The 26,220-nt window shown below is 64.8% G+C and carries 31 protein-coding genes and 3 tRNA genes; 24 read left to right on the forward strand and 10 right to left on the reverse strand.

Going from position 1 to position 26,220, the window contains the following annotated elements; translation table 11 throughout:
* Nucleotides 1-79: 79 nt before the first annotated feature.
* The 4 genes from H2052_RS11160 (at nucleotide 80) to H2052_RS11175 (ending at nucleotide 3,423) form a co-directional block, all read left to right on the forward strand.
* Nucleotides 80-388 carry a hypothetical protein gene (locus tag H2052_RS11160; protein WP_293781603.1) on the forward strand — a complete coding sequence of 103 codons (309 nt, stop codon included), beginning with the start codon at nucleotides 80-82 and terminating at the stop codon, nucleotides 386-388.
* An 11-nt stretch (nucleotides 389-399) separates the two neighbouring features.
* On the forward strand, nucleotides 400-1,068 hold the full coding sequence (locus H2052_RS11165) for a response regulator transcription factor (protein WP_293781605.1): 669 nt from the start codon (nucleotides 400-402) through the stop codon (nucleotides 1,066-1,068).
* A gap of 1 nt (nucleotide 1,069) precedes the next feature.
* The gene (locus H2052_RS11170; RefSeq protein ID WP_293781607.1) at nucleotides 1,070-2,455 is read left to right on the forward strand and encodes a HAMP domain-containing sensor histidine kinase; all 1,386 of its coding nucleotides are present in this window, start codon (nucleotides 1,070-1,072) and stop codon (nucleotides 2,453-2,455) included.
* 146 nt (nucleotides 2,456-2,601) lie between these two features.
* The gene (locus H2052_RS11175) at nucleotides 2,602-3,423 is read left to right on the forward strand and encodes a transglutaminase family protein (protein ID WP_293781609.1); all 822 of its coding nucleotides are present in this window, start codon (nucleotides 2,602-2,604) and stop codon (nucleotides 3,421-3,423) included.
* Nucleotides 3,424-3,428: 5 nt separating this feature from the next.
* On the opposite strand, the gene H2052_RS11180 is transcribed toward H2052_RS11175, so the two are convergent.
* Entirely contained in the window at nucleotides 3,429-4,091 is a 663-nt protein-coding gene (locus H2052_RS11180) for a hypothetical protein (protein WP_293781611.1), read from the reverse strand.
* Nucleotides 4,092-4,440: 349 nt separating this feature from the next.
* On the opposite strand from H2052_RS11180, the gene H2052_RS11185 reads away from it, so the two are divergent.
* A complete protein-coding gene (locus tag H2052_RS11185; RefSeq protein WP_293781613.1) occupies nucleotides 4,441-5,616 on the forward strand; it encodes an integrase arm-type DNA-binding domain-containing protein in 1,176 nt (391 codons plus the stop codon).
* On the opposite strand, the gene H2052_RS11190 is transcribed toward H2052_RS11185, so the two are convergent.
* Together H2052_RS11190 and H2052_RS11195 are read right to left on the reverse strand one after the other, a co-directional pair.
* Complete coding sequence (locus tag H2052_RS11190) at nucleotides 5,613-6,155, reverse strand: hypothetical protein (protein WP_293781615.1); 543 nt, start codon at nucleotides 6,153-6,155, stop codon at nucleotides 5,613-5,615. The genes H2052_RS11185 and H2052_RS11190 overlap by 4 nt on opposite strands.
* A 322-nt stretch (nucleotides 6,156-6,477) precedes the next feature.
* Complete coding sequence (locus H2052_RS11195; RefSeq protein ID WP_293781617.1) at nucleotides 6,478-6,654, reverse strand: hypothetical protein; 177 nt, start codon at nucleotides 6,652-6,654, stop codon at nucleotides 6,478-6,480.
* 387 nt (nucleotides 6,655-7,041) lie between these two features.
* Between H2052_RS11195 and H2052_RS11200 the strand changes: the two genes are divergently transcribed.
* The 12 genes from H2052_RS11200 to H2052_RS11255 all read left to right on the forward strand — a co-directional run bounded on the left by H2052_RS11200 (nucleotide 7,042) and on the right by H2052_RS11255 (nucleotide 15,759).
* Nucleotides 7,042-7,179 (forward strand): hypothetical protein, encoded by a 138-nt coding sequence (locus tag H2052_RS11200; protein WP_293781619.1) that lies wholly within the window; start codon nucleotides 7,042-7,044, stop codon nucleotides 7,177-7,179.
* 53 nt (nucleotides 7,180-7,232) lie between these two features.
* Complete coding sequence (locus H2052_RS11205) at nucleotides 7,233-7,730, forward strand: hypothetical protein (RefSeq protein WP_293781621.1); 498 nt, start codon at nucleotides 7,233-7,235, stop codon at nucleotides 7,728-7,730.
* Complete coding sequence (locus H2052_RS11210; protein ID WP_293781623.1) at nucleotides 7,723-7,965, forward strand: hypothetical protein; 243 nt, start codon at nucleotides 7,723-7,725, stop codon at nucleotides 7,963-7,965. The genes H2052_RS11205 and H2052_RS11210 overlap by 8 nt, the downstream gene beginning before the upstream one ends.
* A gap of 76 nt (nucleotides 7,966-8,041) precedes the next feature.
* Nucleotides 8,042-8,779 (forward strand): hypothetical protein, encoded by a 738-nt coding sequence (locus H2052_RS11215; protein ID WP_293781625.1) that lies wholly within the window; start codon nucleotides 8,042-8,044, stop codon nucleotides 8,777-8,779.
* A gap of 108 nt (nucleotides 8,780-8,887) precedes the next feature.
* Nucleotides 8,888-9,058 carry a helix-turn-helix domain-containing protein gene (locus tag H2052_RS11220; protein ID WP_293781627.1) on the forward strand — a complete coding sequence of 57 codons (171 nt, stop codon included), beginning with the start codon at nucleotides 8,888-8,890 and terminating at the stop codon, nucleotides 9,056-9,058.
* Nucleotides 9,058-9,384, forward strand: coding sequence for a hypothetical protein (locus H2052_RS11225; RefSeq protein WP_293781629.1), 327 nt, complete (start codon nucleotides 9,058-9,060; stop codon nucleotides 9,382-9,384). Before H2052_RS11220 ends, H2052_RS11225 begins: the two co-directional genes overlap by 1 nt.
* Before the next feature lie 116 nt (nucleotides 9,385-9,500).
* Nucleotides 9,501-10,448 carry a toprim domain-containing protein gene (locus H2052_RS11230; protein WP_293781631.1) on the forward strand — a complete coding sequence of 316 codons (948 nt, stop codon included), beginning with the start codon at nucleotides 9,501-9,503 and terminating at the stop codon, nucleotides 10,446-10,448.
* Nucleotides 10,441-11,568, forward strand: a complete 1,128-nt coding sequence (locus tag H2052_RS11235; RefSeq protein WP_293781633.1) for an AAA family ATPase — start codon at nucleotides 10,441-10,443, stop codon at nucleotides 11,566-11,568. Before H2052_RS11230 ends, H2052_RS11235 begins: the two co-directional genes overlap by 8 nt.
* The gene (locus H2052_RS11240) at nucleotides 11,565-11,771 is read left to right on the forward strand and encodes a hypothetical protein (RefSeq protein WP_293781635.1); all 207 of its coding nucleotides are present in this window, start codon (nucleotides 11,565-11,567) and stop codon (nucleotides 11,769-11,771) included. The genes H2052_RS11235 and H2052_RS11240 overlap by 4 nt, the downstream gene beginning before the upstream one ends.
* A 47-nt stretch (nucleotides 11,772-11,818) precedes the next feature.
* On the forward strand, nucleotides 11,819-12,103 hold the full coding sequence (locus H2052_RS11245; protein ID WP_293781637.1) for a hypothetical protein: 285 nt from the start codon (nucleotides 11,819-11,821) through the stop codon (nucleotides 12,101-12,103).
* A gap of 83 nt (nucleotides 12,104-12,186) precedes the next feature.
* Nucleotides 12,187-12,822, forward strand: a complete 636-nt coding sequence (locus tag H2052_RS11250; RefSeq protein WP_293781639.1) for a hypothetical protein — start codon at nucleotides 12,187-12,189, stop codon at nucleotides 12,820-12,822.
* 234 nt (nucleotides 12,823-13,056) lie between these two features.
* A complete protein-coding gene (locus H2052_RS11255; protein WP_293781641.1) occupies nucleotides 13,057-15,759 on the forward strand; it encodes a phage tail length tape measure family protein in 2,703 nt (900 codons plus the stop codon).
* Nucleotides 15,760-16,024: 265 nt separating this feature from the next.
* On the opposite strand, the gene H2052_RS11260 is transcribed toward H2052_RS11255, so the two are convergent.
* Nucleotides 16,025-16,098 (reverse strand) — tRNA-Gln (locus H2052_RS11260).
* Between the two features lie 204 nt (nucleotides 16,099-16,302).
* On the opposite strand from H2052_RS11260, the gene H2052_RS11265 reads away from it, so the two are divergent.
* Genes H2052_RS11265 through aguB form a run of 4 tightly spaced genes read left to right on the forward strand, consistent with a single transcriptional unit; the run spans nucleotide 16,303 to nucleotide 19,919 of the window.
* Nucleotides 16,303-17,358: a Ppx/GppA phosphatase family protein gene (locus tag H2052_RS11265; RefSeq protein ID WP_293781643.1), complete on the forward strand. Its 1,056-nt coding sequence runs from the start codon at nucleotides 16,303-16,305 to the stop codon at nucleotides 17,356-17,358.
* Nucleotide 17,359: 1 nt separating this feature from the next.
* Complete coding sequence (locus H2052_RS11270; RefSeq protein WP_293781645.1) at nucleotides 17,360-18,103, forward strand: RlmE family RNA methyltransferase; 744 nt, start codon at nucleotides 17,360-17,362, stop codon at nucleotides 18,101-18,103.
* Nucleotides 18,100-19,074 carry an agmatine deiminase family protein gene (locus H2052_RS11275; protein WP_293781647.1) on the forward strand — a complete coding sequence of 325 codons (975 nt, stop codon included), beginning with the start codon at nucleotides 18,100-18,102 and terminating at the stop codon, nucleotides 19,072-19,074. The genes H2052_RS11270 and H2052_RS11275 overlap by 4 nt, the downstream gene beginning before the upstream one ends.
* Nucleotides 19,071-19,919 carry an N-carbamoylputrescine amidase gene (gene aguB, locus H2052_RS11280; RefSeq protein ID WP_293781649.1) on the forward strand — a complete coding sequence of 283 codons (849 nt, stop codon included), beginning with the start codon at nucleotides 19,071-19,073 and terminating at the stop codon, nucleotides 19,917-19,919. The genes H2052_RS11275 and aguB overlap by 4 nt, the downstream gene beginning before the upstream one ends.
* A 7-nt stretch (nucleotides 19,920-19,926) precedes the next feature.
* Here aguB and H2052_RS11285 read toward each other — a convergent pair whose 3' ends face one another.
* Complete coding sequence (locus tag H2052_RS11285; protein ID WP_293781651.1) at nucleotides 19,927-20,505, reverse strand: lambda-exonuclease family protein; 579 nt, start codon at nucleotides 20,503-20,505, stop codon at nucleotides 19,927-19,929.
* 4 nt (nucleotides 20,506-20,509) lie between these two features.
* On the reverse strand, nucleotides 20,510-21,163 hold the full coding sequence (locus tag H2052_RS11290) for a uracil-DNA glycosylase (protein ID WP_293781653.1): 654 nt from the start codon (nucleotides 21,161-21,163) through the stop codon (nucleotides 20,510-20,512).
* A 23-nt stretch (nucleotides 21,164-21,186) separates the two neighbouring features.
* Here H2052_RS11290 and folK point away from each other — a divergent pair, with 23 nt between their 5' ends.
* A complete protein-coding gene (gene folK, locus H2052_RS11295) occupies nucleotides 21,187-21,711 on the forward strand; it encodes a 2-amino-4-hydroxy-6-hydroxymethyldihydropteridine diphosphokinase (protein ID WP_293781655.1) in 525 nt (174 codons plus the stop codon).
* 51 nt (nucleotides 21,712-21,762) lie between these two features.
* Nucleotides 21,763-21,838 (forward strand) — tRNA-Lys (locus tag H2052_RS11300).
* Between the two features lie 272 nt (nucleotides 21,839-22,110).
* Here H2052_RS11300 and H2052_RS11305 read toward each other — a convergent pair.
* From H2052_RS11305 to H2052_RS11320, 4 genes are read right to left on the reverse strand one after another with little or no spacing between them, the layout of a single operon-like run.
* The gene (locus H2052_RS11305; protein WP_293781657.1) at nucleotides 22,111-22,554 is read right to left on the reverse strand and encodes a DUF3775 domain-containing protein; all 444 of its coding nucleotides are present in this window, start codon (nucleotides 22,552-22,554) and stop codon (nucleotides 22,111-22,113) included.
* 57 nt (nucleotides 22,555-22,611) lie between these two features.
* On the reverse strand, nucleotides 22,612-23,553 hold the full coding sequence (locus H2052_RS11310) for a nitronate monooxygenase family protein (RefSeq protein WP_293781659.1): 942 nt from the start codon (nucleotides 23,551-23,553) through the stop codon (nucleotides 22,612-22,614).
* Nucleotides 23,554-23,567: 14 nt separating this feature from the next.
* A complete protein-coding gene (locus H2052_RS11315; protein WP_293781661.1) occupies nucleotides 23,568-24,800 on the reverse strand; it encodes an FAD-dependent oxidoreductase in 1,233 nt (410 codons plus the stop codon).
* Entirely contained in the window at nucleotides 24,797-25,726 is a 930-nt protein-coding gene (locus H2052_RS11320) for an isoaspartyl peptidase/L-asparaginase (protein ID WP_293781671.1), read from the reverse strand. Before H2052_RS11320 ends, H2052_RS11315 begins: the two co-directional genes overlap by 4 nt.
* A 218-nt stretch (nucleotides 25,727-25,944) precedes the next feature.
* On the opposite strand from H2052_RS11320, the gene H2052_RS11325 reads away from it, so the two are divergent.
* Nucleotides 25,945-26,021: transfer RNA gene (locus H2052_RS11325), tRNA-Met, on the forward strand.
* The last annotated feature ends 199 nt before the right edge of the window (nucleotides 26,022-26,220 follow it).

Here is a 26,220-nt window from a genome sequence, read left to right on the forward strand (position 1 = left end):
GGCGTCTGCGCAATATTCATGGGCTATTCACCGCCCGGGCGGTAATCGGGACGGGCGTTTCCAAGGAATGAGTCCGCGTGTGAAGTTTCGTATCGCCTTTGTCTGGCTCGCCCTGTGCGTCTCCGCAGCCACTGCGGCGCCCGCGCAGGCGCTCGATCCGAAAATGAAGGATCACGATGCGGCCCGGGCGGCGACGAAGAGCGGCGAGATTCGCTCACTCGGCGAGATCAAGAGCCGCGTCGGGAACCGCGTGGGCGGCGAACTCGTCGGCAGCAAGCTCGACATGGATCGGAAGCGCTACCGGCTGCGCTACCTGCGCGAAGGCTCGGTGGTCGAGGTGGACGTTGACGCCAAGACCGGCCATATCATCGATATAGACGGAAACTGAAGGGTTCTCCCATGCGCCTGCTGATCGTCGAGGACGAACCCACGCTTGCACGCCAGCTTCGCGAGACGCTGGAAGGCGCCGGCTATGCGGTCGATGTCGCGAACGACGGCGAGGAGGGACACTTCCTCGGCTCCTCCGAGAGCTATGACGCGATCGTGCTCGATCTCGGGCTTCCCGAGATGGACGGGCTCACCGTGCTCGACAAGTGGCGCAAGGCCGACATCGCCATTCCCGTGCTCGTGCTGACGGCGCGCGACAGCTGGTCCGACAAGGTGGCGGGGCTCGATGCGGGCGCCGACGACTATCTCGCCAAGCCCTTCCAGATGGAGGAGCTGATCGCCCGGCTGCGCGCGCTCATCCGCCGCTCGACGGGCAACGCCTCCTCGGAACTGGAAGCGGGCGACGTGCGGCTCGACATGCGCTCAGGCCGCGTGACGCTGAACGGCACGCCGGTGCGGCTGACCGCGCAGGAATACAAATTGCTCGCGTACCTGATGCACCACAAGGGCAAGGTCGTTTCCCGCACCGAACTGATCGAACACATCTACGATCAGGACTTCGACCGCGATTCGAACACCATCGAGGTCTTCATCACGCGCATCCGCAAGAAGCTGGGCGCGGACCTTATCCAGACCATTCGCGGTCTCGGCTACAGCCTGGACGATCCGCAAGCTGCCTGAGGTGGCCGCGCGCGCGCCACGCGAATCCCGTTTCGGCCAGCTGTTCCGGCGCGGCTCGCTCAGCCGCCGTATGCTGGCGGTATCGGCGCTGTGGATCATCACGCTGTTGCTGATGGGCGGATACGCGCTCGAACGCACGGTCGGCCGCATCATCGTCGACGGCTTCGACGAGCGCCTGCAGAGTGTGCTCACCGCACTGATCGCCACGGTGGAGCTGGGCCCCGAGGGAGAAATCCGGCTGAACAGATCGCTCGGCGACCAGCGGTTTCAGGAGCCCTATTCGGGGCTCTACTGGCAGATCAGCATGGCGGGGCAGGAGCCGCTGCGCTCGCGCTCGCTCTGGGACCGCGCGTTGACGCCAAGCACGTTCGACGCGAGCAAGGAAGCGGTCGCCTATGACAGCAATGCCTTCGCGGGGGAGGGGCTGCGCATCGTGGAGCGCGACATCGTGCTGCCCGATAGCCCGATCATGCTCCACGTGCAGGCCGCGCAGAGCCGGGCGGAGCTTGATCGCCAGCTCGCGCGCGTGCGCTCGACCGTGCTGTGGTCGCTCGGCGTGCTCGGAATCGGGCTTATCGGCATGGCTGCGCTGCAGACGGGCTACGGCCTCTGGCCGCTGCGCCGCATCAGCGCCCAGATCGCGGCGGTGCGCAGCGGCAGCGTAAAGCGCGTCTCTTCCGATTTCCCGGCGGAGGTCTCGCCGATGGTCGCCGAGCTGAACGAGCTTCTGGACCATACCGAGGCGCAGGCGGAGGCCGCACGTATGCACGCCGGAAACCTCGCGCACGCGCTGAAAACCCCGCTCGCGATCGTGATGAACGAGGCGGAGGGGCAGAAAACTCCGCTCGCCGATACCGTGCGTGGACAACTGGCCATCATGCGGCGTCACATCGATCACCACCTCGCGCGCGCCCGCGCGCTCGGCCGGCGTTCGGCGGTGAATGCGCGCGCCGACGTCTGGCCCGCGCTTGAAGGCCTGCGGCGCGCGATCAGCCGCATCTATCCCGACGTGACGATCGACCTCGACGGCGACCGCACCGCGATATTTCATGGCGAGCGTCAGGATCTGGAGGAAATGGCCGGGAACCTGATCGAGAACGCCGCGAAATACGGGGCCGGGCGTGTGTTCGTTTCGGTATCCCTGTCGGGCGGGCCGGAGCGGTTCGTCGAAATCCTCGTGGAGGATGACGGCCCCGGCATCGCACAAACCGAGCGCGGCCGTATCTTCGGCCGCGGCGCGCGGCTCGACACCGAAAAACCCGGCACCGGCCTTGGCCTCTCCATCGTGAAGGACGTCGCCGAGATCTACGGCGGCAGTATCACCCTTGGCAGCAGCGAGGATCTGGGCGGCCTCGCCGCGACGCTCCGCCTGCCGGCGGCGGGGTGATGCTTACCTCCTGAGACTGTCCAGGAGCTTCTTTCCGGCGTCGAGCGGATTGGCGCGCAGCTTTGCCTCTTCGGTGCCTGCCGGAACGAGGAGGATGGGCTATGGGTTGAGTGCTTACTGCACGCTTGCCCCCTGAACGGAATTCCATGCGCCTCTCCATCGAAACGATGCTGGATTACCAGCTGACCGCGCCTGCCGATCTGCTACTGGCGGTCGAGGTCGCGCAGATGCCCGACCAGATTCTCGTCAGCGACCAGCTGACCGTGCAGGGCGTCGAGGCGCTGACGCCGGTGGCGGCGGAGGAAGCGCTGGGGCGTCGCACATGGACGCACGCCGAAGGCCGGGTGACGGTGCATTACCGGGCAGAAGTGGATGTCGATCGCCCCGCGCCGTCGCTCGGCGGGCTGAAGATCGACGAGAATCGGCATTTGCCAGCGCTCGTGGTGCCTTATCTTTTCCCGAGCCGATACTGCGAGGCCGACCGTTTCGTCTCGCTGGTGGAGCGCGAGTTCGGCGATCTTTCCGGCGGGGATCAGGTACGCGCGATCGCGGCGTGGATCGGGCAACATCTCGATTACGTGCCCGGCGCCAGCAACGCCACGACCACCGCAGCCGATACGTTCATCGCCCGGCGGGGCGTGTGCCGGGACTTCGCCCACCTCATGATCGCCATGACGCGCGCCGCGGGCATACCCGCGCGGATGGTTGCGGCCTATGCGTGGCGGCTGGAGCCGCAGGACTTCCACGCCGTGGTGGAGGTGTGGCTCGAAGGCCGCTGGCATCTGGTCGACGCGACGAACCTTGCGCCCTGCGAAGGCATCGTGCGCATCGGCGTGGGGCGCGACGCGACGGACATCAGCTTCCTGACGATATTCGGCGAGGCGCAGCTAATCGCGCAGCGCGTGGATGTGCGGAAAGTCGGTTGGCAGGGGGTGGCGACGGCCCGTGAGGCATTCGCCACCCGCTGATCGTTTTATTGCTGCGGCTGGGCGACGACGGGCTCAGCCACCGGAGCGGCGGCCACCGTCGTCACTGTGGCAACCGGTGCAACCATCGGCGCGGCAGGGGCGGGAACGGTGATCGCCACGGGCGTCGGTGCGGAAAATGCGATGGGCACGTCTTCCTGCACGAAACCCGTGATGTTCGACCCGGCCGGAATCTGCGCGCTGGTTCCGGTGACAAAGAAACCGACCACCGGTACGAGCACGACCGCAGCGACCACGCCCGCCGTGCCGGTGACGCCCTTGTCGTCGATGGAGCCCGAAAGGCGTATCTGACGCCCGTTGGCCCTTACGTAGAGCATACGGGTTTCGATGTGGCCCGATTTGCCCCACATGCCCTTGTTGCGAACGCTCGTGACTTCGCCCACTGCCGGGCTGCCCACGGGAATCACCACCTGACCGTCAACCGAAACGGCTTCCGCCACCTCAAGTTCGAAACGGTGCCCGACCTTGAGTTTCTTGCCCTCGGTCGTGAGACCGACGAGGGTCTTCAGCGGAACGGACGTGCCGGCCCGAAGAACCGAGGTTTGCGGCGCGCCGAGAGCGATCGGTTCGGCATTGGTATCGACATTCTGCGCGATCGCAGGATACGCGCATACGGCCGCGCCGATGGCGGCAAATATAATCTTTTTCATGAAGTCCCCCCAATTTCGGCGCCAAATACACCTAGGCATGACGATGAACTAACTTCGTTTGACTGACAAGGCAGTAAGTAAAGCGCCGCTCATTTCTTTCTAAGAACGGCTATCCACTTGCCGTGGGCGCTTCAGTCGATTGAAGGCATGGGATTCATGGGGCGGCGATAAGGTCGTTGCCGGAAATAAGTGGATGCCCCGCGAGGATTATAAGATGCCTTCGCCGACATTCGCGGACCTTCACAGAAAGCCTTGAAACTGCGTCGATTATAGCGATATTGTTTCGCCTGCCTTCGCTCACATTCGCGTACTATCGCGCCGAAACGAGGGAACGGATGGGGGAACGAAGATGCCCAAGCTTACCGTCGTCGGAGTTCGCAACGCCAAGCCGGGCCGCCACGCTGACGGCGGCGGGCTCTACCTGCTTGTGAAGCCGAGCGGGGCGCGGTCGTGGCTGCTGCGTTATCAGGTCGCGGGGCAGCGGCGGGATATCGGGCTCGGCGCCGTGTCGGACCTCACACTACAGGAAGCGCGTGAGAAGGCCGCCCAGCTTCGCAAGGTGGCACGCAACGGCGGCGACCCGATCGCCGAGCGGGACCGCGAGCGCCGGCCCGTACCGACGTTCCGGATTGCCGCCAAGGCGTGCCATGAGGAAATGAAGCGGGGATGGGAGCCGAAGCACGCAGCGTCGTGGCTGTCGTCGCTTGAGGAACACGCCTATTCTGCGCTCGGCAACACCCGTGTCGATATGATCGAGGCTTCCAACGTCCGCGACGCACTCGCGCCGATCTGGATCGATAAGCCGGTCATGGCGCGCAAAGTCCGTCAGCGTATCGGGGCGGTGCTGAACTTCGCGAAGTCGAAGGGCTGGCGCGCGAGCGAGGCCCCGACGCGATCGGTAACGGTCGGCCTGTCCCGGCAGCCGAAGGGCGGCAACTTCGCCGCCATGCCCTACGCAGAGGTTCCCGCGTTCGTGCAGGCCGTGCGGGAGGCGTCTGAGACGGTCGGACGCATGGCGCTATTGTTCACGATCCTGACGGCCGCGCGCTCGGGCGAGGTGCGCTCGGCGCGCTGGAGTCATATCGATTTCGAGGCGGCGCTATGGAGGCGTCCGGCGGCGCTGATGAAGTCCCGCGAGGCGCACGACGTGACACTGAATCCCGCGGCGTTTGCGATCCTTGAGCGCGCCGCGATGCTCCGCACCACGAAGGGCGACGCACTGATCTTCCCGGGGAAGAGCGGCAAGCCGCTGTCTGATATGACCCTGACCAAGGCGCTGCGGGATGCCGGGCAGACATGCACCGTTCACGGGTTCCGGTCGAGTTTCCGCGACTGGTGCGCCGAGCAGATGCCCGGCACGCCGGAAGCGGTCGCCGAGGCCGCGCTTGCCCATGTCGTCCCTGATGCCGTCGTGCGGGCCTACAAGCGGACGAAATTCCTCGATATGCGCCGCGGGCTGCTGAACGCGTGGGGCGCCTTTGTGGACGGGGAGCAGGGTGGGAACGTGGTGGCGATCAGGGCTTAAGCTTTCGCGACGTCCTGCAGCAAGTCCGCCGCCCGGCGAAGCTCGTCGACCACGCTTTTAATGCGTCGAGAGTTCACGCCGCCTGTCCACCGCTGGCGTGCGACCTGCGCGGCGGAATAGTCCTCAAGCGCGATGGCGCGCAGGGTTGCAACCAAGCTCCCTACCGCCGTTTCGGCGCGGCGCACGTCGGCTTCGGCGTCGAGGATCCGAGTGCGCCACCTTTCATAGTCGCCGCCGCCTGAGCGGGGACCGAGGCGCCCGAGGGAATCCACCGTCGCGGAGTATTGCGCGCGGTCCCATCGATCACGATACCAGCCGAGCGCTGTAGCCTGGCTGTCGCTGATCGTGCCTGCGCGGGCCATGGTGACGACGTGCGGCACGCGGCGATAGACGCGCTCGCGCTGCACAGTGCCGTCCTCGACGAGTGCGGCGTCTTCGTATTGAAAGCGTGCGGCCTGCTCTTCCGTCGGCCCGAGCGTTGTGATTTCGATGCGTTCGGGCTGCCGACGCTGCGCCGGCTTGCGCTTTGGTTTCCCCATCCGGTGATTATAGGGCGGGGAGGGCCGCGCCTCAAGAAGTTCGCGCCCGGCGTAAGGAAGCGTATTACCGGCAAGCCCGCAATCTCGAAGCTGAGCGTGAAGCGGCGAACGTCCGCCTGCGTGCCGAGCGCCGGGCGGGTGAGTTGTTGAAGGAGTTGGCGCGGGCTCAAGGTGAGCGCACCGATCTGCGCGATGAAACTTTGTCCGGCGATGCGACAAAGTCCCCATACGCCACCGCCCTCGCAGACACCGGCATGTCCCGCCAGACGGCGCACCGCTACCAGAGTGAGGATGAGGCCATCGTGGCAGCGTGGTTGGTGGGCTAGGAAAGCCCACGCAGGTCAACCAGCGCCGAAATGGCGGCCGAGCCTGCTGCGATGGCAGCGATTACTAGGGCCGCCACACCATAAATGATCTGCCAGACTGTCAGGTCGATACGCTTTCCAACCTGTACGGGCTTCCCATCCCAGTAGAGATCGCCGTCATCGCCGACGCCCATCAAGTCCTCTTCGACCGAAACGTGCTTCACGTGCTTGGGCCAATGTGGCGGCGTTTCTCCCCACGCTTGGCCTTTTCGAACTGGCTTCCATCCGGGCGGTGGGCCGTCAGTCACACCCTAACCCCCGCTCCACCAGCCGCCGAATAGCCTCCGGCCGTGTCGGCAGGTCCGGCTGCTCGCGGCGCCAGTTGTCGATTGCGTTTAGCGCGGGCCGCTCAAGCCGAACATTGACCGCCTCCGAGTCTACTGGAGGCCGTCCCATTCTTTTCGACTTATTGGCGCTATTATCTGTTGACATGGTAGTTTTATAGCGTCATAAAGAGCGGGCGGCAAGAGAGATTAGCCCCTCCCGAGCCGCCCTAACACAACGATCGACTGGAGACCGTTATGCTTACCATAGCCCTACACCCCGACGCCGCCGAAATCGAGCGCCAGTATCAGGAACAGGCCCGCCAGCTCGCGGCGTGGCGCGACAGTGAAATTGAGCGCGTCGTGCGTCGCGTCATGCGGGAGGCGAGCAAGTGAGCCCCGCGATACACACGCCCGCAACGCTTATCGACGCATACGAGGCTGGACGGATGACGCGGCCCGAGTTGCTCGACCATCTGCTCGAGTGGCGGAAGGCGGTGCCTGCGAAGGCCGACAACAAGCAGGCGCTGCTTACCCTGTGCGATGCCCACGACGACATTGGCGTTGTGAACGACCTCGCGACCGCAATCGAGATGATGGCGATGGACATCAGCGGCAATCAGCGGGACGCCTTTATTCGTGTGGCTCAGGCGATCAAGTCCAACGCAGCGCAGGTGGGGAACCGCATCCACCTTGTCACGGATGAAATGAGGGAGACGGCGGAGAAGTCCACAACGCCGATGAGCCCCGACGAAGACACGGTGGCCAGCCTTGCCCATGTCGGCGCCATGCTGATGAGCATCGGGTATGCGCTGGAAGCCGCCGAGGCGCTTTTCCACAATACCAATCGCGAAGACTTCGACAGGGGCGCGGGAACGCTCGCCTGCGCGATTGCGATGGCAAAACGCGCAGAGAAATTCGCAAATGGGGAGACGGTCGATGCGTGAAGCTGATCTGAAAAAGGCCATGCAGGGCTTCCGGATGGCCGACGTCACCCCTTTCGGCCACTTCGGCACGCCGGATTTCACGGCGGAAACGATGGAGGGCGCGCGCAGTCTCGTGGCGGCGGTAAGCGATGCCATCGAGGCTGGGATTGCCGAGCAGCCGCTGCGTGCCGCGCTTTCTGGCATTGAGATGCTGATCGCGCTCGGATCGCTGTCGGACAGTTGCCGGGACACCTGATGCCGCCCGCGCGGTTTGGGCTATACTGCGCCGCTCCCGCGTGGGGCGGCGCTGCTTTTGGGACGGAGCATAACCAGTGAAGTTGACGAAGCGACCTGTCGTGCGTTGCACGAGCCCGACGGATTACGACGCATACATGCCAGGATTTCGGGCTCAGGCGTTAGTGGTTCAGGCGCTAAACGTTGAGCCCTCCGAGGCTGCGCGCCTGTTGATGGCCGAGGCTGAAAGCGGCAGGCTGCCCGCGCGCTGCCACCGTCGGGCCGATGAGTTCACTTCAACTTCTCGGTCACCGACCATCCGCGTAAAATTGCTTCGCCCGCGTCATGAGCAATGCCCGGCTGTCGTGCATCCGGAAGATTGGGCCGCTATCCGCCATCTTATCGTCGAGCTGGAGGAGGAAATTGCAGCTGACGGGGAAGACGCCTGCACGCCGTCCGTCCTTCGCCTTGTTACACTTTGCGACTTTGAGCGCTGGAGCTTCCGTTTTCGGAGTCGCGATGCTCTCGGAAACTCGCAATTTACAACGCTGGAGGATGTCGACTTTAGGCGCGCCGAGGTTACAGCCCTCTGTGCGCCGCAAAAGGACGGAGCGAGGCGCGGGCGGCCCACGCGATATGATTGGCCAGCGTTTTTCAACGAGGCGACGCGACTACTGAAAGAGCGCGGCGGTCTGAATGAGACGTGGATAAAGGCGGATTTAGAGCGCGACATGGAGTTCTGGTGCGAGACAACTTGGCATCGTACACCAAGTGCAAACTCTATTGCGAACCATGTTCGCAAGGCATTGATAACGTTTGATAATACAGACCAATAAATAATTATTGGCCTGATATTATCCAGATCGTTCGGATGAGCGGCATTTTTCGCTGAATATTCCACACAGCCGCCGGGCATTTCCCGGCTGTTGTGGAGGAAACCAGCAATGTCTGATCGCATCGCGTACAGCGTGAAAGAGGTCGAACAGCGTTTCGGCCTTGGCACGACGACCGTCTACAAACTCATCAAGGAAGGCCGGCTTGAAACGTTCCGTGTGGGGCGTCGGCGGCTGATCACTGCACAGTCTGCGCACAACCTTGTCACCGAGGCCGCCTGATGCGCGCTGCGGAAGGGACGGGCCCGCCCGACAAACGAAAACGGCCGCCGGGACGTGGCGACCGCTTCCTAGAGATTTCGAAAACCAATGGTCCAAAAATCATAGCACCGAACGCAGCGAATGCCAAGGGTTTGAGCATTCGAATCAACGAGATTTCGGACGGATTTGAAGTGGCGCTGCATGGTGCCGCAATCGGTCGCGTCTGCCGGATTGCCAGCTATCCCACGCGCCGCGAGGCCGTCGACAGGGCGGTCCTCGAAGAGCGTGAACGTGGCGTGCCGCTGATCGTCGAGAGCGCCGTAACGTCGACGTCGGGGAGGGCATAGGCAGTGGCTATGCAATCTCTCTCCACGAAACCCCACACCTCTCTCTTCGTGCCGCCATCCATGCCCGCAGAGGTGTTGCGGCGCATGGCCGCGGTCTGGACAGTCGGGAGGCACGCATGACGCTTCCGCCTCTCGATACTGCCGAACTTATCGCTGCGACCCCGGAAGTCGCGCGCTTCCTGCTCGGCGAGCCGAACCCGAAGGCAAGTCGCGCGGGCGAAATGCGCTATGGTACGCATGGCAGCCTGTCGGTCGATTTGAACAAGGCGACCTTTCGTTATCACGAAACCGGCGAGGGCGGGGGGCTCCTCGACCTGATTGCTCGCGAGCGGCGCTGCACGCGTGGCGATGCGGTCAACTGGCTTCGCGAAATGGGCTTCGTGTCATCGGCTGATGGTGCTCCAGCCTCGCGCCGACAGACGGCAACTCCAGCCAGGTCGGCCAATTGGCCTACCTCGCGCCCCGACGATGCCGACCGCACCCGCCGTGCGCTGGCGCTCTGGAATGAGGCTGTAAGCGCCGAGGCGACGATCGCCGAGCGATATCTCGCCAGCCGCGGCGTGGCACTGCCTGCCGAGCCGTCGCGCGTCGTCCGCTACATGGCCGCGTGTCCGTTCGGCAACGGTCAACGGCTTCCCTGCATGGTGGCGCTGATGCGCGATCCATTGACCGGCGAGCCTGTGGGGATTCATCGCACCGCGCTCACGCCCGAAGCCCGCAAGATCGATCGCAAGATGCTGGGCCGAGCCGGCGCAATCATGCTCAGCCGCTCCGATGACGTGACCCACGGGCTCGGCATCGCCGAGGGCATCGAGACGGCGCTGTCGGTGCTCGCCGCAGGTTGGGCGCCTGTGTGGGCGATCGGTTCGGCGGGCGGCATTGCCAGCTTTCCGGTGCTTCCCGGAATCGAGGCGCTGACCGTTTTCGCCGACGCCGACGAGCCGGGCCAGAATGCCGCTCGCGCCATCGCCGAGCGATACGCCGACGCGGGACGCGAGGCTTTCATTCAGACCCCGCCCGAGGGTGATTTCAACGACCGCCTGCAGGGGTCTATGTATGCGTAATGGGGCAGCAGCGGGCGTTCTGGGCGCCAAGGTCGAGCGCTTTCCGCCGCGGGGTGGCGACGCACCTGTCATGCCGAGCGATGGCGCCCGCATCATCTCGGCGGCCGACCTCGACGAATTCGACTTCCCTGAGATCAAGTTCATCGTGCATGGCCTGATCGTCGAGGGTCTGACCATCCTCGCTGGCAAGCCGAAGTTCGGTAAGTCGTTCCTCGTGCTCCAGCTCCTCATAGGCGTTGCCAGCGGCACCCTTGCGCTCAACGATCTGGAGTGTGACGCCGGGGACGTGCTTTACGTCGCGGGTGAGGACAACGAACGCCGTTTGCAGCGTCGTTTGCGGCAGATCCTTGGGCGTGGCCCCAAACCGAAGCGCCTGCATCTCACGACATCCTGGCCGAAGATCGGAGACGGCTGCATCGAGGCGCTGGAACGCTGGCTGGACGACCATCCCGACGCCCGAATGATTGTTCTCGACACGTGGAGCGTCATCAAGCCGCGCAGCAATGGCCAGAGGGGCGTGTACGATGAGGATGCGGACGGCGTGCGCCCGCTCCAGCGGCTTGCCAGTGAACGGGGCGTGGCGGTCATCCTCGTGCACCACACGCGCAAGGCTGAAGCCGACGACGTGTTTGATACCGTAAGCGGCTCGCTGGGCCTCACGGGCGTTGCCGATACCATCCTGATCGCTGGCCGCTCCGATGACCGCTGCCTTCTGTCGGGCAAGGGCCGCGACATCGAGGAATTCGAGAAGGTCATCAAGCGCGATCCGCACATGGGGACGTGGACCATTCTCGGCGACTCCGCGACCGTTCCAGACACTCCCGAGCAGCAGGCCGTCGTGCATGTTCTTGCGAAAGCGGGGACGCCGATGACGGCAACCCAGATCGGCGAGGTGCTGAAAAAGGACCGTACCGCCGTCCAGCACATGCTCCGCCGCCTGCGGCTGCATGGCAAAGTCGAATACCACGGGAGGTCCGGCTACTCCGTTCCCCTATTCACTAACGTCACTAACGTCACTCAACCCCCCGCCCATAGTGAACATAGTGACGATAGTGATGGGGGTACATACGCGCGCGAGATGAGCGAGCCTTCCTTCCCAGATGAGGAGGACTCCGAATGAACGTGCCCACCCTTGAGCAACTCACCCGCCAGAATGAGCAACTTCTCCGCGACATCGCCCGGCAGTTCGTCGTCGGCACCGGCGGCAATCGCGCCGAGGCGCTGCGTATGGTCGAGGTGATCCGTCAACACATCTGGAGCGGGCAACTCTGCACGAATCCGCTCTGTGGCGATCGGGGCTGCACAGGCTGCCTCGCCTACTGAGATTCCCCCGAAAACTGAGAAGTGAACCCGAAGAAAAGGAATGAAAAATGGCAGTTAACATGACCCAAAAGTCGACCGGAAAGACCGCAAGCGTCCACCCCGATGAAGTCGCAAACTACGCGGACGGAGGATGGCGGGTGGAAGGTGAGACCGTGAGCCTCGACGATGCCACGACCGGCCAGCTCGTCGACGAGTTGCAGCACCGTCTCGCTGTTGAGGCTGAAACCGACTCCACGGGAATTCCCGTAGAGGCTGAAACCGGCTTTCGCGGCCCACGCACGGCGATCCCGCTGGGCGTAAAGCACCTTCTCGGGCTCGGGCACACGATCTGACGAAAACTTTACAGAACTTGACATTTTGGAGCGCGGGGCTGGCGATGATGTTGCAGCCCCGCGTTCGAAGCGGAGGACGAAAAATGAATATCTATGACACGATGCGCGCGCGCATAAATCCCGGCTGGGACAAGTTCACGCGTCTTTCCACCTCAGCGAAAATCGCGATCAACGTCGCCGAGACCGTTACGGCGACCGCCACGGAAATCGCGAAAGACGAGAAACTCACCCCCGTCGGTCGCACCGATGCCGTGCGGAAAGCTGCCAAGGAGGCGGCCGCCCGGCTCCGCGACGCCGAGGCCCGCGCCGCTGCCGAGCTTGTGGACCTTCGCGCCGATCATGCGAAGCTCACCCAAATGCCCGCAGACAAGGCGGACCTCGCCCGCGCCGTTCTACGCGCGGAAATCCGCCAGTGGCTTCGCGCCATGCCTGCCGGCGAGCGTATCGTAACGTTGACGGGGGAGGATGCAGATCCTGCCATCCTCGATGCTGCGCTGTCCGGGCCCCCGGCGCTCGCTGGCCTCACGCCCGAAACCGTCGACACGGTGCGTGCGCGGTACATCGAACTCGTTCACCCGGGCGAGGCTGGCAATCTGTCCGGCGGCCTTGAGGCATCGGAGTTCGCCGCGTCGGCCATCGCCATCGCCAAGGCAGACCTGCAGCGCGCGGTTGCCTTCGAGCGGCCGGACGAGTTCGCCCGCTGGTACGAGGCGGCGTAATGGGCCAACGGCTGACGCAGGGACGGCTCAAATGGCGCCGGGGCGGTCGTTCCGTCTCGGCGCCTACACGCCTGTGAGCCGTGGTTATAATCCTGAGCAAGCAGCCATAATTTCTAGCCATCGCATTGCTTTTGCGATAGAATGCAACCGCGCAATGGACGGGTTCCCCCGAATATTCCCTCAGTCCACCGTGCAATTAGGCGTTTTGCCTAATTTTTAGGCAGGGAAACCCGCATGTCTGATACGGTTCGCACCATCCGCATTGTTGTCGACAGCCGCCCCGCCGAGGAAGGGGCAGGTAGGGCCAGGCGCGCCTTGGGCGGACTTGGCACCGAAGCTGCCCGCGCCGACCGCACAATGAAAATGCTCGGATCCGGTCTGAACGGCACCGGCGCGATGATGAAGGAAGCCGAGCGGAGCACTCGCCAACTTGAGCAGGCGACGCTGGAATTGTCGCGGGCTCAGATGACGGCCACGCGCTCAGCAGGCTCCATGCGCGCTGCGTCGATGAACCTTGGCTACCAGATCAGCGACGTGACACAGCAGATCGCGCTTGGCACCAATCCCCTGATCATCTTTGCGCAGCAGGGCGGGCAGACCGCTGCAGCACTTGCGGGCATGGGTGGCCGTATCGGTGCCGTTGCAAGTGCGCTGTCAGGCCCATGGGGCGCCGCTGTGATGGGCGCTGTAATGATCGCGGGCACGCTGGCCACAAAGCTTTGGGATAACGCCGAGGCAGCGGACGAAGCCGCCGAGAAGACCGGTAAGCTCACGGGCGCCGAGAAGCTGCTGAAGGAACTGCGCGGCGAATCGATCCTTACCGCCCGCGAGATGGCCAAGCAGACGTACAATCTGGCGCTCCAGAAGCGACAGGAGGCGGTCGACACGCTCGCGGCAGCGCAGGCGCACCTCGAATACGCAAAGGCGTTCCATGAGGCCCAGAAGGTGCGCGCCTCTGGTCCGGGGCAGGGCAATGAGCTGGCTGCGCTGGGCTTGGGCCGAACGGTGGCGGGCATCGAGAAGGCGGAAAAACGTGTCGCCGAGATGCGGAAAGGTCTGTTTGACGCCAGCTCGGACGTCGACAAGGCGTTCGGAAAGGTATCGTCCAGCGGATTGGAGCTTGAGGACGTGCTGGGCGGGGTCAACCGCAACTTCCGGGAAACGAAGGATGCCAGCGACACTGCGACGACGGCGCTGCGCGAACAGCAAAAGGCAATGGACGCCTTGGTCGGGGCCGCGCAGCGTGCCAGCAACGCCATGGCTGATTTTGGCATTGCAGACGCCGCAGCGATGGCCAAAGCCCGCGAGGACGCGTACGCCAAGCGGTACGGCATTGAGGGCGGGATTTACGGCAAAGGGCTAGGCGCAATCCTCAACGAATCGAGGCGCCCCATGGGTGAAGCCGGCGACGAAATCGGCAAGAGGGCAGGCCGCGCGTTCCGTGACGAAGGGTTGCTCGCGGCCGAAGCGATAGGTCAGATCATCGGCGGCAAGGCCGGTAGGGCGATCCAGAATGTGGTGGGCATCCTTGAGGGTGCGAAGTCCGGCGACTTCACGGCCATGAACAGCCCGCTCGGCGCGCTGGCAACGCTGGCGAGCAGCAAGAGCGGTCCCGGTCGCCAGTTCCTCGACGACGCGGACAAGTTCGCCAAGCCGATCACCAAAAAGCTCGACAAGATATTTGGTGGCATGGAGGGCGACGGCACCTTCACGAAGGCGCTTGGCGGCGCGATCAAAGGTGGGGCGATCGGTGAGGCCACGTCCGGCGTGATGAAAGCGCTGGGCATCAAGACGAGCAAGACCGGGGCACAGATCGGCGGCGCGATCGGTGGCGCGACCGGTATTCCCGGTATGGATATCGCCGGTTCGATCGTTGGCGGCGTCATTGGCGGGATGCTGAAAAAGACGAAATGGGGTGCGGCCGACATTACGAGCGTCGACGAGTTCGGGATGCGCGGCAACAGCGGTAAGGCGAAGGACGCGGCGAGCGCTGCAGCCACGTCGTTCCAGGGCGGGCTGCAGTCGATCGCTGACGCGCTCGGTGCTGACCTCGGCAGCTTCGGCGTTACCCTCGGGCAGCGTCACGGTGACTGGCGCGTCAATACGAACGCGGGCGGATCGCTCAAGAAAAAGAAGGGCGCCGTCGAGTTCGACGACGATGCCGAGGGCGCGATCAAGTACGCCATTCGTGATGCGATCCGCGATGGCGCCTTGCTAGGCATCTCTGAGTTTTCGCAGCGCGTACTTCGCGGCAACATGGACCTCGACAAGGCCCTCGACATTGCCGCGAAGTACGAAACCCTGCTGGAAGCGCTTGCAGCGAGCGACAATCCGATCAGGGCCGCGGCGGAATCCTTCGCGAAAGACTTCACCATGCTCGCGAACGAAATGAAAAAGGCCGGCGCGACGGCGGCCGAGCTTGCGAATATCGAAACATACTATGCGAAGGAACGCGAGAAGGCGCTGACGGCGGTCCTGCAGCCGCTCAAGGACTATCAGAAGTCGCTCTCTGGCGAGGGCTCCGGAGTTACCGCACTCAACCGCTTCAACACGTCGAAGCTGGAGTATGAGCAGGCCAAGGCGGGATTCGCCGCCGGGACGGTCGATCAGGGCGCCTTCACGGCCGCAGGGCAGGAACTGTTCGCGCTTGCTCGCGACGTGTTCGGGACCGCCACAGGTGAGTTTCAGTCGATCAGGCAGCAGCTTTTGGCCGACACAGCCGGGGCGCTGGAGACGGCCGCCGCTGCATTCAATGGCGGGGCGCCTGAACGCCTGCTTGCCGCGCAGGAAGCGCAGAACACGATTACCGCGCAGCAGTATCAGCAGCAGGTCATCGGGAATCAGTATCTCGCCTACTTGCCCCAGATCGCGCAGGCGCTGGCATCTGGCGGCACCATCTCGGGGCGGTACGTGAACGGGGTTTGGAAGGCGGCGTAGCGCCGTCTGGCGGGACATGCCGGTGTCTGCGAGGGCGGCGGCGTATGGAGATGGGGTTGTCGCATCGTTGGACAACCCCAACTGCCTCTCTCGTGCCGCCTTCCCGGTCTCGGCAAGATCAGCCCGCGCCAACTCCTTCAGCAATTCCCCGGCGCGCCGCTCCGCACGAAGACGGACGTTCAAAACACTTGAGGGAGCAAACGTGGGAACGATCCCACTATATCCCGATATTTCCCTGAAAATCCCGCAACTTAGCGAAAATAAGTGGATGCCCCGCGAGGATTCGAACCTCGATTGACGGAGTCAGAGTCCGTAGTCTTACCATTAGACGACAGGGCACCAATGGGCGGCGGGAGCCGCCCGATAGCGGTGGGCGTAATATGGGGGCCGCCGCGCAATGTCAAACGGTCTGATGCGTGCGCGTTGTGCGTGCGTCGCGTGCGCGGAGGTTGCGGATTTTCCCAAAAGGGTGCTAGCCTCGCTTTCAAGTGAACGGTGGATGCTCTTTCGGCTCTCCACCGTCTTGATTGCAGGGCGACCATCATGCCTTTCGACGTGAATACCGCGCCCGACACGGGCGTACCTGACTCACCGTCGCCGCCCGCCAGGGGCGACATCGGACAGACGCAGCGGCGTGCCTATGCCGCGCTTGACCTTGGCACCAACAATTGCCGCCTCCTGATCGCCCGCCCCGCGCGCGGCGGGTTTTATGTGGTGGACGCCTTCTCGCGGATCGTGCGGCTGGGCGAGGGGCTGATGGAGACCGGGCGGCTTTCGGACGCCGCGCAGGACCGTGCTGTCGCCGCGCTCAAGGCCTGCGCCGAGAAGATCCGCCGCCGGGGCGTGTGGGTGAGCCGTAACGTCGCGACCGAAGCCTGCCGCCGCGCAAGCAACCGCGACGCCTTCGTGGACCGCGTGTTCGCCGAGACCGGCATCGCGCTCGACGTGATCTCGCCCGAAGAGGAGGCGCGGCTCGCCGTGCTCGGCTGCCAGACGCTGCTCGACCGCAGCGGCGGACACGCGCTCGTTTTCGACATCGGCGGCGGCAGCACCGAGATCATCCTTGTCGAGATTGGCGCGGGCGGGCGCGAGCGCATCGTGAGCTGGGCGAGCGTGCCGTGGGGCGTCGTTTCGCTCACTGAAACGGAGCCGACGCACTTCGAGACCACAGAGGAACGCGAGGCCGCCTATGCGCGGATGATCGCGCGCGTGACCGAGCATCTCGCCGGCGCGCGGGAACATCTGCACCCGCCATGCAGCCCAGAGGCGCTGCAGCTTCTGGGCACATCGGGCACCATTACCACGCTCGCGAGCCTGCACCTCGGCCTCGCGCACTACGACCGACGCCGCGTGGACGGCTGCAACGTGCCCGCCGCGGCGCTTCGCGAGGTGGGTGTTTCGCTGTCGCGCATGGCGCACGCCGAGCGCGCCGCGCTCGCCTGCATCGGCAATGAGCGCGCCGACCTTATCATCGCGGGATGCGCCATTCTTGACGCCATCCTCGCTATGTTCCCGGCGCGCGAGGTGTGCGTTGCCGACCGCGGCATCCGCGAAGGCATTCTCCGCACGATGATGCGGCGCGACGGGCACAGGCTTTAGCATGGCAAACGGTGTCGGCGGCCGCTCCGTGGGCGGCAAGGTGCGGGTGAAGACGGCGCGGCGACGTTCCGCGGCCTCGACGCGCTGGATCGAGCGGCAGCTCAACGATCCCTATGTGAAGGCGGCGAAGTCGCAGGGCTATCGCTCGCGCGCTGCGTTCAAGCTGCTTGAGCTCGACGAGAAATACCATTTTCTGCGCGGGGTGCGCCGGGTGGTCGATCTTGGCGCGGCGCCCGGCGGCTGGTGCCAGGTGCTGCGCGAGAAGCACCCCAAGGCGGCGGTCGTTGGCATCGACCTGCTGGAAATGGAACCGCTGGCGGGCGTGACCTTCCTGCAGATGGATTTCCTTGCCGATGAAGCGCCGGACGCGCTGAAAGCCGCGCTCGGCGGCGCTGCGGATCTTGTGCTGTCGGACATGGCGGCAAACACCATCGGCCACAAGCAGACCGACCATCTGCGCACGATGGCGCTGGTGGAGGCGGGGCTTCATTTCGCGTGCGAGATCCTTGCGCCCGGCGGCACGTTCGTCGCCAAGGTGCTGGCAGGCGGCGCCGACCATGCGCTTGTCGCAGAATTGAAACGCAATTTTCGCACGGTGAAGCACACCAAGCCGCCCGCGAGCCGCAAGGATTCGTCCGAATGGTATGTGGTGGCGCAGGGTTTCAAGGGAACAGCGTTGCCCGGGGAGGGTTCGAGTGGCAGAGCCGCGGACGAAACCGGCTTCGTGCAAGAGGAGAATTCATGAAACGCCAGCCCGCCGAATGGGCACCGCACGCCGCGATCTGGACGGCGTGGCCTTCCGACGCCTCGCTGTGGCAGGAAGACCTTGAGCCTGCGCAGGCCGAGGTCGCCGCGATGGTGGCCGCGATCATCGCGGACGGCGGAGAACCGGTCGAGCTTCTCGTAGATGGGCGGGAAGCGGAAGCGAGCGCGCGGTTCGCGCTTGCCGACCACCCTTCCGTGCGCATCCATCAGCGCAAGTTCGGCGACATCTGGCTGCGCGACACCGGGCCACTGTTCCTCTCAGACGGCAGCGCGGCGGGCTTCCGTTTCAACGGCTGGGGCGGCAAGTACGAACTGGAAGGCGACGACACGGTCGCCGACTTCGTCGCGGAGACGCAGGGGGCCGCGCTCACCCGACACGACTGGGTGCTGGAAGGCGGCGCGATCGAGCCGGACGGCACGGGCCGCGTGGTGACGACGCGGCAGTGCCTGCTCAATCCGAATCGCAATCCGGACCTGTCGCAGGCGGACATCGAGGCGCGGCTTGCAGCCGATCTCGGGCTCGACAGGGTGATATGGCTCGGCGACGGGCTTCTGAACGATCACACGGACGGGCATGTCGACAACCTCGCGCGGTTCATCGCGGAGGGTGTGGTGGTGGTGCCAGAGGCTGCCGGTGCGGACGATCCGAACGCCGAGGTTTATGCCGAGGCGCGGCGGACGCTGGAAGCGGCGGGGCTCGAGGTGAAGACAATTCCGTCGCCCGGCCTGCTGGACGTGGACGGCGAGGCGATCCCGGCGAGCTACATGAACTTCCTGATCACCAACAAGAAGGTGATCGTGCCGATCTACGGCCAGCCGAACGACGAGGCCGCGGTCGCCGCCGTGCAGGCACTGTTTCCCGGCCGCAAGGCCGTGGGCCTTCCTGCCAACCACATCCTGACGGGTGGCGGCTCCTTCCATTGCATCACGCAGCAGGTTCCCGCGTTATGAGCACCATGAACGTCGCCGCGCTCCAGCTTCCGCTCGGGGGCGATATCGACACCAATATCGCCCGCGTCAGCGAACTCGTGCGCGAGGCGGCGGCGAAGGGCGCGAAGATCATCCTGCCGCCTGAGCTTTTCGAAGGGCCGTATTTCTGCCAGGTGCAGCACGAGCGCTTCTTCGCGACGGCGAAGCCTGTAGCCGAACACAAATCGGTGCTGGCGATGCAGGCGCTCGCGGCTGAGCTGAAGGTCTATATCCCGACGAGCTTCTTCGAGGCGGACGGGCCGCACTATTACAACACGCTCGCGATGATCGACGACAGCGGCAAGGTGATGGGCACCTACCGCAAGAGCCACATCCCGGACGGCCCCGGCTATACGGAGAAGTTCTATTTCCGCCCCGGCAACACCGGCTTCAAGGTGTGGCCGACGAAGTACGGCACGGTCGGTGTCGGCGTCTGCTGGGACCAGTGGTATCCGGAAACCGCGCGCGCGATGATGCTGATGGGCGCGGACGTGCTGTTCTTCCCCACCGCGATCGGCGACGAACCGGCGGCGGAGGAACTCGACACCTCGCGGCTGTGGCGGCGCGCGATGATCGGCCACGCGGTTTCGAACGTCGTGCCGGTGGTCGCCGCGAACCGTATCGGCAGCGAGGACGCGATGAGCTTCTACGGGCACAGCTTCATCACCGACGAACGCGGCGATTTCGTTGCCGAGTTCGGCGCTGCCGAAACGGGCGTGCTGACGGCGGAGATCGACCTCGACCGCGTAAGGAAGCACCGCGCGGCGTTCGGCTTCTTCCGGGATCGGCGGCCTGAGCTTTACGGGCGGCTGACGCAGGACATCTGAAGCGGGCTCACCCCGCCAGCACTTCGTCCCAGAACGCGGCTTCGGTATCGAGCATCCGCTCGATGTAGGCTGCATCGCGCGCAATCTCGATATGCTGAGGCGCACGGCCCGGAACCCAGCACCAGAAATCGATGCGGGCATAGCCGGTGACGGCAAGGATGTGCTGAAGCTGGCCGTAGTAATAGCGCGGCACTGCCCGCTTTTCGGCGCTGTGCGCGTAGGTCTTGTCGCCGCACTTGATCTCGACCACTGCGCCTGAAGTGAAGCAGATGCCGTCCACGCTGGCGCGGAGCCATTCGTAGCGATTGCTTTGCAGGCAGGCGGGTGCGACGTTGCGGCCCGTATGGCCGGCATAAAGCCGCCGCGCTTCGGGCTCCAGCGCGTTGCCGCGAGACGTTGCGGCATTGCCGCGCCACTGCGAGACCACCCCCGCCAGCGCGTCGATCTTTTCCTTGAGCAGTCGCTTGCGGCTCTTCCAGGGGTTCTCGCCCATCACGGCGGGCGCATCGGACGCGCCGAGGCCGCCGCTTCGCCAGCGCAGCCAGCGCGCATTGCCCTGATCGAGTTCGATGACCGAGAACGGCATCGGGCTAAGCCGCCGTTTCGAGCGCCATGCGGAACACATCCTCGAACATCGGCGCGGTCAGCCGCCCGGTATTCGTATTGTAACGCGAGCAGTGATAGCTGTTCAGCAGCACCTGCCCGCTGGGCAGCACATGGCGCGCGCCGTGCCCGAACTTGTGATGCGTGGGTTTGAGCCCGAAGCTGCGCAGCGTCGATTGGTGCGCGATGAGCCCGAGCGCGATAAACGCGCGCACGCGGGGCAGCGCGGCGATCTGTGTTTCAAGGAAGGGCCGACAGGTGTGCATTTCCTCGGGTGTCGGTTTGTTTTCCGGCGGCAGGCACTTGACCGCGTTGAGGATGATTGCGCCCTTGAGGCGGAGGCCGTCGCCCGGATCGGCGGCATAGGTGCCGTTCGAAAGCCCGAACTTGGCGAGCGTCGCATAAAGGAGGTCGCCCGCATAATCGCCTGTGAACGGCCGCCCGGTGCGGTTCGCGCCGTGCTTGCCGGGGGCAAGGCCGATGACCGCGAGCCACGCATCGGGATCGCCGAAAGCGGGGACGGGCGCGTTCCACCAATCGGGATATTCGGCGCGGCATTCATGGCGGAACGCGACGAGGCGGGGGCAGCGCGGGCAATCGCGCGAAGGTTCGGTGGCGGGAAGCGGGCTTTCCATCGGCATGGATTTCCGATTAAGCGGCGCGCATGGGCTTAGCAACCGCCGCAACGTCAGCCGAAACAGCGATCGTGATCGCCCTCGGCTCGAACCGTCCGCATGGGCGCCACGGACGTCCCGCGGAGGTGGTGCGCGCCGCGGTGAAGGCGCTCGGCGCGGCCGGGTTTCAAGCCGGTGCCGTGTCGCCGATCCTGAACACGCGCGCGGTGGGGCCGGGCGGCCGCGACTATGCCAATGCCGTCATGACGTCATCCTCGGCGCTTACGCCGCCGCAGATCGTCGCCGCGCTGAAAGCGGTGGAACGCAGCTTCGGACGCCGCCGGGGGCAGCGCTGGGGCGCGCGTGTGCTCGACCTGGACCTCATCGCGTGGGGCGGCGGCGTGTGGCCGGGCCGGCTGCTCTGGCGGCAGTCGCGGGGTGTTGCGGCGCCGCACCGATCCATGCACCTTCGGGCCTTCGTGCTGGCACCGATGCTGACGGTCGCGCCCGAATGGAGGCACCCTGTTATCGGCCTCACTGTGCGCCAGATGCACGCGCGCCTCAGAAACGGTTGACCGAAGCCCCCGCGCTCCATAGATCAGCCCCGCACACGCCACGCGGCGCAAGGGCCCTTAGCTCAGTCGGTAGAGCAACTGACTTTTAATCAGTAGGTCGCTGGTTCGAATCCAGCAGGGCTCACCATCGCGGTTTCTTCCAATTTGCGTTGCCCGGCATCCGCATACCGTCAATTTGAAAATGGCCCGACCGCTGGGACGGCCGGGCCAGTCAAACTGGGATGTAAACAACGCGAGAATAAGAAACTCGCGCGGTCGTGCTGCTTGCACAGATGCGCAGCACTATCAACATGCTATTGGAACGGCGTCGCAACGTCCGGCCGGGAACCGCGCCTGGGTGCCGTTTTTGGGGCGGTCTGTAACTGGACCTGACGATCACTTGGGTTAAGCCCGCATAGCTTAACCCGCCGTCCCCATCCCATCGCAGTCCAGCCCGAACGCGGCCAGCCCCGTTTCGAGGAGCGAGGCCAGCATCGGGGTGCGCATGAGGGCGTCGGGGATGTCTGAAATCTCGTCGGTGACGATGGCGAGGGCTTCATCCCATTCGGCGGCGTCGTAGTCGCCAGCGCCGACCAGCATCAGCGTGTAGAGCTCGGTGTGCTCGTCGTCGTTCAGATCCTCGATCATGCTGCGCAGTTCTTCCTCGACAGAGGTATTCGAGGAGTCTTCGAGAACGTCCACGGCCTTGTCGTCGGCCATGTTGGAGCTGTCGTCGGGATCGACGGCGGGGACCTGTGCGTCGTATTCGCGTGCCCTCAGCACGATGCGGCATACGTCTTCGAGAGAAATCGTCAGTTCCATCGTGCGCTTCCGATCCTTGCCTTCGAGTCGCGGCTTGTTCACGAACCAACCATGCCACAGCGGCCCGGCGGTTTCTTGAGCCGCATCAAAGAGAACGGTTCAGGCGGCGCAGAGTTTCGCTTTGGCCGTGTCGTATTCGCGTTTCAGGCGCGCGACGAGCTCTGCGGCGGGCAGCACGGCCTTCACCGCGCCGATGCCCTGGCCGCAGCCCCAGATGTCCTTCCAGGCCTTTGCGCCGGTGTTGCCGCCGCTGCCGAAGTCCATCTTCGAAGGGTCGCTCGTCGGCAGGTTCGCGGGATCGAGGCCCGCATTCACGATGGATGGGGCGAGGTAGTTGCCGTGCACGCCGGTGAAGAGGTTCGAGTAGACGATGTCTGACGCGCGGCTATCGACGATCATCTGCTTATAGCGCTCGTCGGCGCGCGCCTCCGTCGTGGCGATGAAGGCCGAACCGATATAGCCGAAATCCGCGCCCATCGCCTGTGCGGCGAGGATGGCGCTGCCGCTCGCGATGGCGCCTGAAAGCGCAACGGGGCCGTCGAACCACTCGCGGATTTCCTGAACGAGCGCGAAGGGGGAAAGCGTTCCCGCATGGCCGCCCGCGCCCGCGGCGACAGGAATGAGGCCGTCCGCGCCCTTTTCGATGGCCTTCTTTGCATACGCGCCAGTGATGACGTCGTGGAAGACGAGGCCGCCGTAGCTATGGATCGCCGCATTCACATCCTCGCGCGCACCGAGCGAGGTGATGATGAGCGGCACCTTGTATTTCACGCAGAGCGCGAGGTCGTCCATCAGCCGGTCGTTCGACTTGTGGACGATGAGGTTGACCGCGTAGGGCGCGTCCTTCTCGGTCAGCTCGCTCGAAAGGCGCTGCAGCCATTCCTCGAACTGCGCCAGCGGGCGGGCGTTCAGCGACGGGAAGCTGCCCACGATGCCCGCGCGGCACTGCGCAATGACGAGATCGGGGTTCGAGATGATGAACAGCGGCGACCCGATCACCGGGATCGAAAGCCGCCCGTGAAACAGCGCTGGCATGGTCATGGCCTGAGTCCCCCCTATGATGCGGCCGGGAGCTCCTTCAGCGGTGTGCCGGCATCGGCGAGACGGGCCGGATCGATGACCGCTCCTTTTTCGACGAGTGCACGCCCCTGAATGAAATCCTTCGCCGCACTGATGCAATCGAGCGCGATGACCCGGCCACCCTTCAAATAGATAAGGCTGAAGCTGCGCGCGCTTGGCTCGCCGCGCAAGACGGTCGCGTCGTGGCCTGTCGAGAGGCCCACGGTCTGGAGACGCAGGTCGTACTGGTTGGACCAGAACCACGGCGTGGCCGTATAAGGCTGGGGGGTGCCGAGGATTGCGGCGACCGCCGTCTTCGCTTGATCGACAGCGTTCTGCACCGATTCGAGGCGGATGCGCGCGCCGTCCGCGAAGCGGTTCTCGTGGCTCGCGCAGTCGCCGATCGCATAGATGTGGGGCAGGGTCGTGCGGCAGAAGGCATCGACATCGACGCCGTTGCCACCGCTCGCGCCCGCGTCGAGAAGCGGCTCGACCGAGGGGATGAGGCCGATACCCACAATGACGGCAGCGGCAGAAAGCCGCTCTCCCCCCGCAAGGCGCACCGCCGTGACGCGGCCGCCTTCGGTTTCCAGCGCCTCAATCGCGACGGAGAGGCGAAGATCGACACCATGGATGCGGTGCTCTTCCTCGTAGAAGCGCGACACTGGCTCACCCGCCACGCGCGCCAGCACGCGCGGCAGCGCTTCGAGCAGCGTGACCTTGTGACCCTGTTTGACGAGGACCGCGGCCGCTTCAAGCCCGATGTAGCCACCGCCGATGATGACGACCGGACCGCCGCCTTCAAGGTCGGCGCGCAGCGCGTCGACATCGGCGATCGTGCGGATCATGTGGACGTTGTGGCTGTCGGCACCGGGAAGGGGTAGGGGGCGCGGACTGCCGCCCGCCGCCCATATGAGGTCGCCATAGCCGAGATGCTCACCCGCATCGGTGGTAACGGTGCGTGCTTCCGGGTTCACCGTGACCACGCGCGTGCCGAGGTGCAGGGTGACGTTCTTGTCGGCCCAGAACGCCTCGGGGCGAAGCAGCAATCGGGCGGCTTCCTTTTCACCGGCGAGATAGTCCTTGGAGAGCGGGGGGCGCTCGTAGGGCGGAACCGCTTCGGCGCCGACCATCGTGATGGTGCCCGTGAAGTTCGCCATGCGCAGGCTGATAGCGGCCTGGGCGGCGGCCTGTCCCGCGCCCACGATCAGAACGTCGCTCGTGCTCACTCTTCATCCCCATAGATATGAACGGCGAATTCTCCGCCGGAGGTGGCGCGCCCGCGATACATGCCGGGCGTGTTGAAGGAAAAGGCCGAAGTGCCGTCGGGCGCCACCGCGATGACGCCCCCCGTGCCGCCGAGCGTCTTCACCTCGTCCTGCACGGCGTTCGCGGCTGTTTGCACGTCGTCGTTGCCGAAGCGCATCCGCGCGCAGATTTCGTGTGCGACGCCCACGCGGATGTAAAACTCGCCCGAGCCCGTCGCCGAGACGGCGCAGCCACGGTTGTCGGCGTAGGTGCCTGCACCGAGCACGGGCGAATCTCCGACGCGGCCCCAGCGCTTGCCGGTGAGGCCGCCGGTAGAGGTGGCGGCGGCGAGATTGCCGTGCGCGTCCTTCGCGACGGCGCCCACGGTGCCGTACTTCACCTCTGCATCGAACGCGGCGCCAGTTTTCGCATTTTCCTTCATCTTCTGAAGCTGCTGCCAGCGCTCCTCGGTACGGAAGTACGACGGATCGACCTGGTCGAGGCCACGCTCGCGCGTGAAGCGGTCCGCGCCGGGGCCTTGCAGCATGACGTGCGGGCTCTTTTCCATCACGGCCCGCGCGGCACTGATCGGATTGCGCGTGCGTGTGAGGCCGGCGACGGCACCGGCGGCGCGATTGCGGCCGTCCATGATGGCGGCATCGAGTTCATTCACGCCTTCGTAGGTGAAGACCGCCCCGCGACCAGCATTGAAACCGGGGTCGTCCTCCAGCACCTTCACGGCAGCTTCCACGGCATCAAGCGCGCTGCCGCCGCCGGCGAGCACGGCCTTGCCCGCTTCGAGCGCCGCGGAGAGCCCGGCGCGCCGCCCGGCATCCTGCTCTGGCGTGATCTTGCCGCGTTCCATCCCACCGGCGCCGCCGTGGATGAGGAGCGTCCAGTCCTGCATTGCATGTGCCTCGCTTGAAAGAAAAACACCTGAGAGCGCTGCGGCGAGCGCGAACGAACGCAATGTCATCGGCTGATCTCTCCCCACGGTCCCCCGCTACGATGGCGCACGGCTTAGCCAGCGCCGGGCCCAAGCGCAACCATGCTGCACGGACGATTGACCGGGGCAGCCCCCCACGCCTATATGACCCCCGCTTTCGGGCCGAACAGGTCTTTCGGGGCGGAGTAGCTCAGTTGGTTAGAGCAGCGGAATCATAATCCGCGTGTCGGGGGTTCAAGTCCCTCCTCCGCTACCAACCCGGATTGTCCACCAGTGACCCACTGAGGCCACTGGCAGACATTTTTCGAGGAAAATCAAATATTTTTCGCGTCCCGTTGCGTACGCCGGCGTCCCGGTGCGACCGGCTGCGGCCACCCACGGCGATTTGGATTGGGGGTATTTTGGGGGTATTTTTCGGCTGTCCCCAAAACAGGCGATACCCCCAGATGGCTTTG

It is taken from the genome of Sphingosinicella sp. (genome assembly GCF_013911755.1).
Taxonomy (GTDB): domain Bacteria; phylum Pseudomonadota; class Alphaproteobacteria; order Sphingomonadales; family Sphingomonadaceae; genus Sphingosinicella.

What these genes read in the sequence shown, in the direction of transcription:
- H2052_RS11185 (WP_293781613.1), top strand. Translation starts at nt 4,441, where the DNA reads ATGCCCAAGCTTACCGTCGTCGGAGTTCGCAACGCCAAGCCGGGCCGC.
- H2052_RS11180 (WP_293781611.1), bottom strand. Translation starts at nt 4,091, where the DNA reads ATGAAAAAGATTATATTTGCCGCCATCGGCGCGGCCGTATGCGCGTAT.
- H2052_RS11255 (WP_293781641.1), top strand. Translation starts at nt 13,057, where the DNA reads ATGTCTGATACGGTTCGCACCATCCGCATTGTTGTCGACAGCCGCCCC.
- H2052_RS11275 (WP_293781647.1), top strand. Translation starts at nt 18,100, where the DNA reads ATGAAACGCCAGCCCGCCGAATGGGCACCGCACGCCGCGATCTGGACG.
- H2052_RS11220 (WP_293781627.1), top strand. Translation starts at nt 8,888, where the DNA reads ATGTCTGATCGCATCGCGTACAGCGTGAAAGAGGTCGAACAGCGTTTC.
- H2052_RS11205 (WP_293781621.1), top strand. Translation starts at nt 7,233, where the DNA reads ATGACGCGGCCCGAGTTGCTCGACCATCTGCTCGAGTGGCGGAAGGCG.
- H2052_RS11290 (WP_293781653.1), bottom strand. Translation starts at nt 21,163, where the DNA reads ATGCCGATGGAAAGCCCGCTTCCCGCCACCGAACCTTCGCGCGATTGC.
- H2052_RS11270 (WP_293781645.1), top strand. Translation starts at nt 17,360, where the DNA reads ATGGCAAACGGTGTCGGCGGCCGCTCCGTGGGCGGCAAGGTGCGGGTG.
- H2052_RS11195 (WP_293781617.1), bottom strand. Translation starts at nt 6,654, where the DNA reads ATGGGCGTCGGCGATGACGGCGATCTCTACTGGGATGGGAAGCCCGTA.
- H2052_RS11210 (WP_293781623.1), top strand. Translation starts at nt 7,723, where the DNA reads ATGCGTGAAGCTGATCTGAAAAAGGCCATGCAGGGCTTCCGGATGGCC.
- H2052_RS11240 (WP_293781635.1), top strand. Translation starts at nt 11,565, where the DNA reads ATGAACGTGCCCACCCTTGAGCAACTCACCCGCCAGAATGAGCAACTT.
- H2052_RS11285 (WP_293781651.1), bottom strand. Translation starts at nt 20,505, where the DNA reads ATGCCGTTCTCGGTCATCGAACTCGATCAGGGCAATGCGCGCTGGCTG.
- H2052_RS11225 (WP_293781629.1), top strand. Translation starts at nt 9,058, where the DNA reads ATGCGCGCTGCGGAAGGGACGGGCCCGCCCGACAAACGAAAACGGCCG.
- H2052_RS11235 (WP_293781633.1), top strand. Translation starts at nt 10,441, where the DNA reads ATGCGTAATGGGGCAGCAGCGGGCGTTCTGGGCGCCAAGGTCGAGCGC.
- H2052_RS11200 (WP_293781619.1), top strand. Translation starts at nt 7,042, where the DNA reads ATGCTTACCATAGCCCTACACCCCGACGCCGCCGAAATCGAGCGCCAG.
- aguB (WP_293781649.1), top strand. Translation starts at nt 19,071, where the DNA reads ATGAGCACCATGAACGTCGCCGCGCTCCAGCTTCCGCTCGGGGGCGAT.
- folK (WP_293781655.1), top strand. Translation starts at nt 21,187, where the DNA reads ATGGGCTTAGCAACCGCCGCAACGTCAGCCGAAACAGCGATCGTGATC.
- H2052_RS11265 (WP_293781643.1), top strand. Translation starts at nt 16,303, where the DNA reads ATGCCTTTCGACGTGAATACCGCGCCCGACACGGGCGTACCTGACTCA.
- H2052_RS11175 (WP_293781609.1), top strand. Translation starts at nt 2,602, where the DNA reads ATGCGCCTCTCCATCGAAACGATGCTGGATTACCAGCTGACCGCGCCT.
- H2052_RS11165 (WP_293781605.1), top strand. Translation starts at nt 400, where the DNA reads ATGCGCCTGCTGATCGTCGAGGACGAACCCACGCTTGCACGCCAGCTT.
- H2052_RS11190 (WP_293781615.1), bottom strand. Translation starts at nt 6,155, where the DNA reads ATGGGGAAACCAAAGCGCAAGCCGGCGCAGCGTCGGCAGCCCGAACGC.
- H2052_RS11245 (WP_293781637.1), top strand. Translation starts at nt 11,819, where the DNA reads ATGGCAGTTAACATGACCCAAAAGTCGACCGGAAAGACCGCAAGCGTC.
- H2052_RS11320 (WP_293781671.1), bottom strand. Translation starts at nt 25,726, where the DNA reads ATGCAGGACTGGACGCTCCTCATCCACGGCGGCGCCGGTGGGATGGAA.
- H2052_RS11230 (WP_293781631.1), top strand. Translation starts at nt 9,501, where the DNA reads ATGACGCTTCCGCCTCTCGATACTGCCGAACTTATCGCTGCGACCCCG.
- H2052_RS11250 (WP_293781639.1), top strand. Translation starts at nt 12,187, where the DNA reads ATGAATATCTATGACACGATGCGCGCGCGCATAAATCCCGGCTGGGAC.
- H2052_RS11310 (WP_293781659.1), bottom strand. Translation starts at nt 23,553, where the DNA reads ATGACCATGCCAGCGCTGTTTCACGGGCGGCTTTCGATCCCGGTGATC.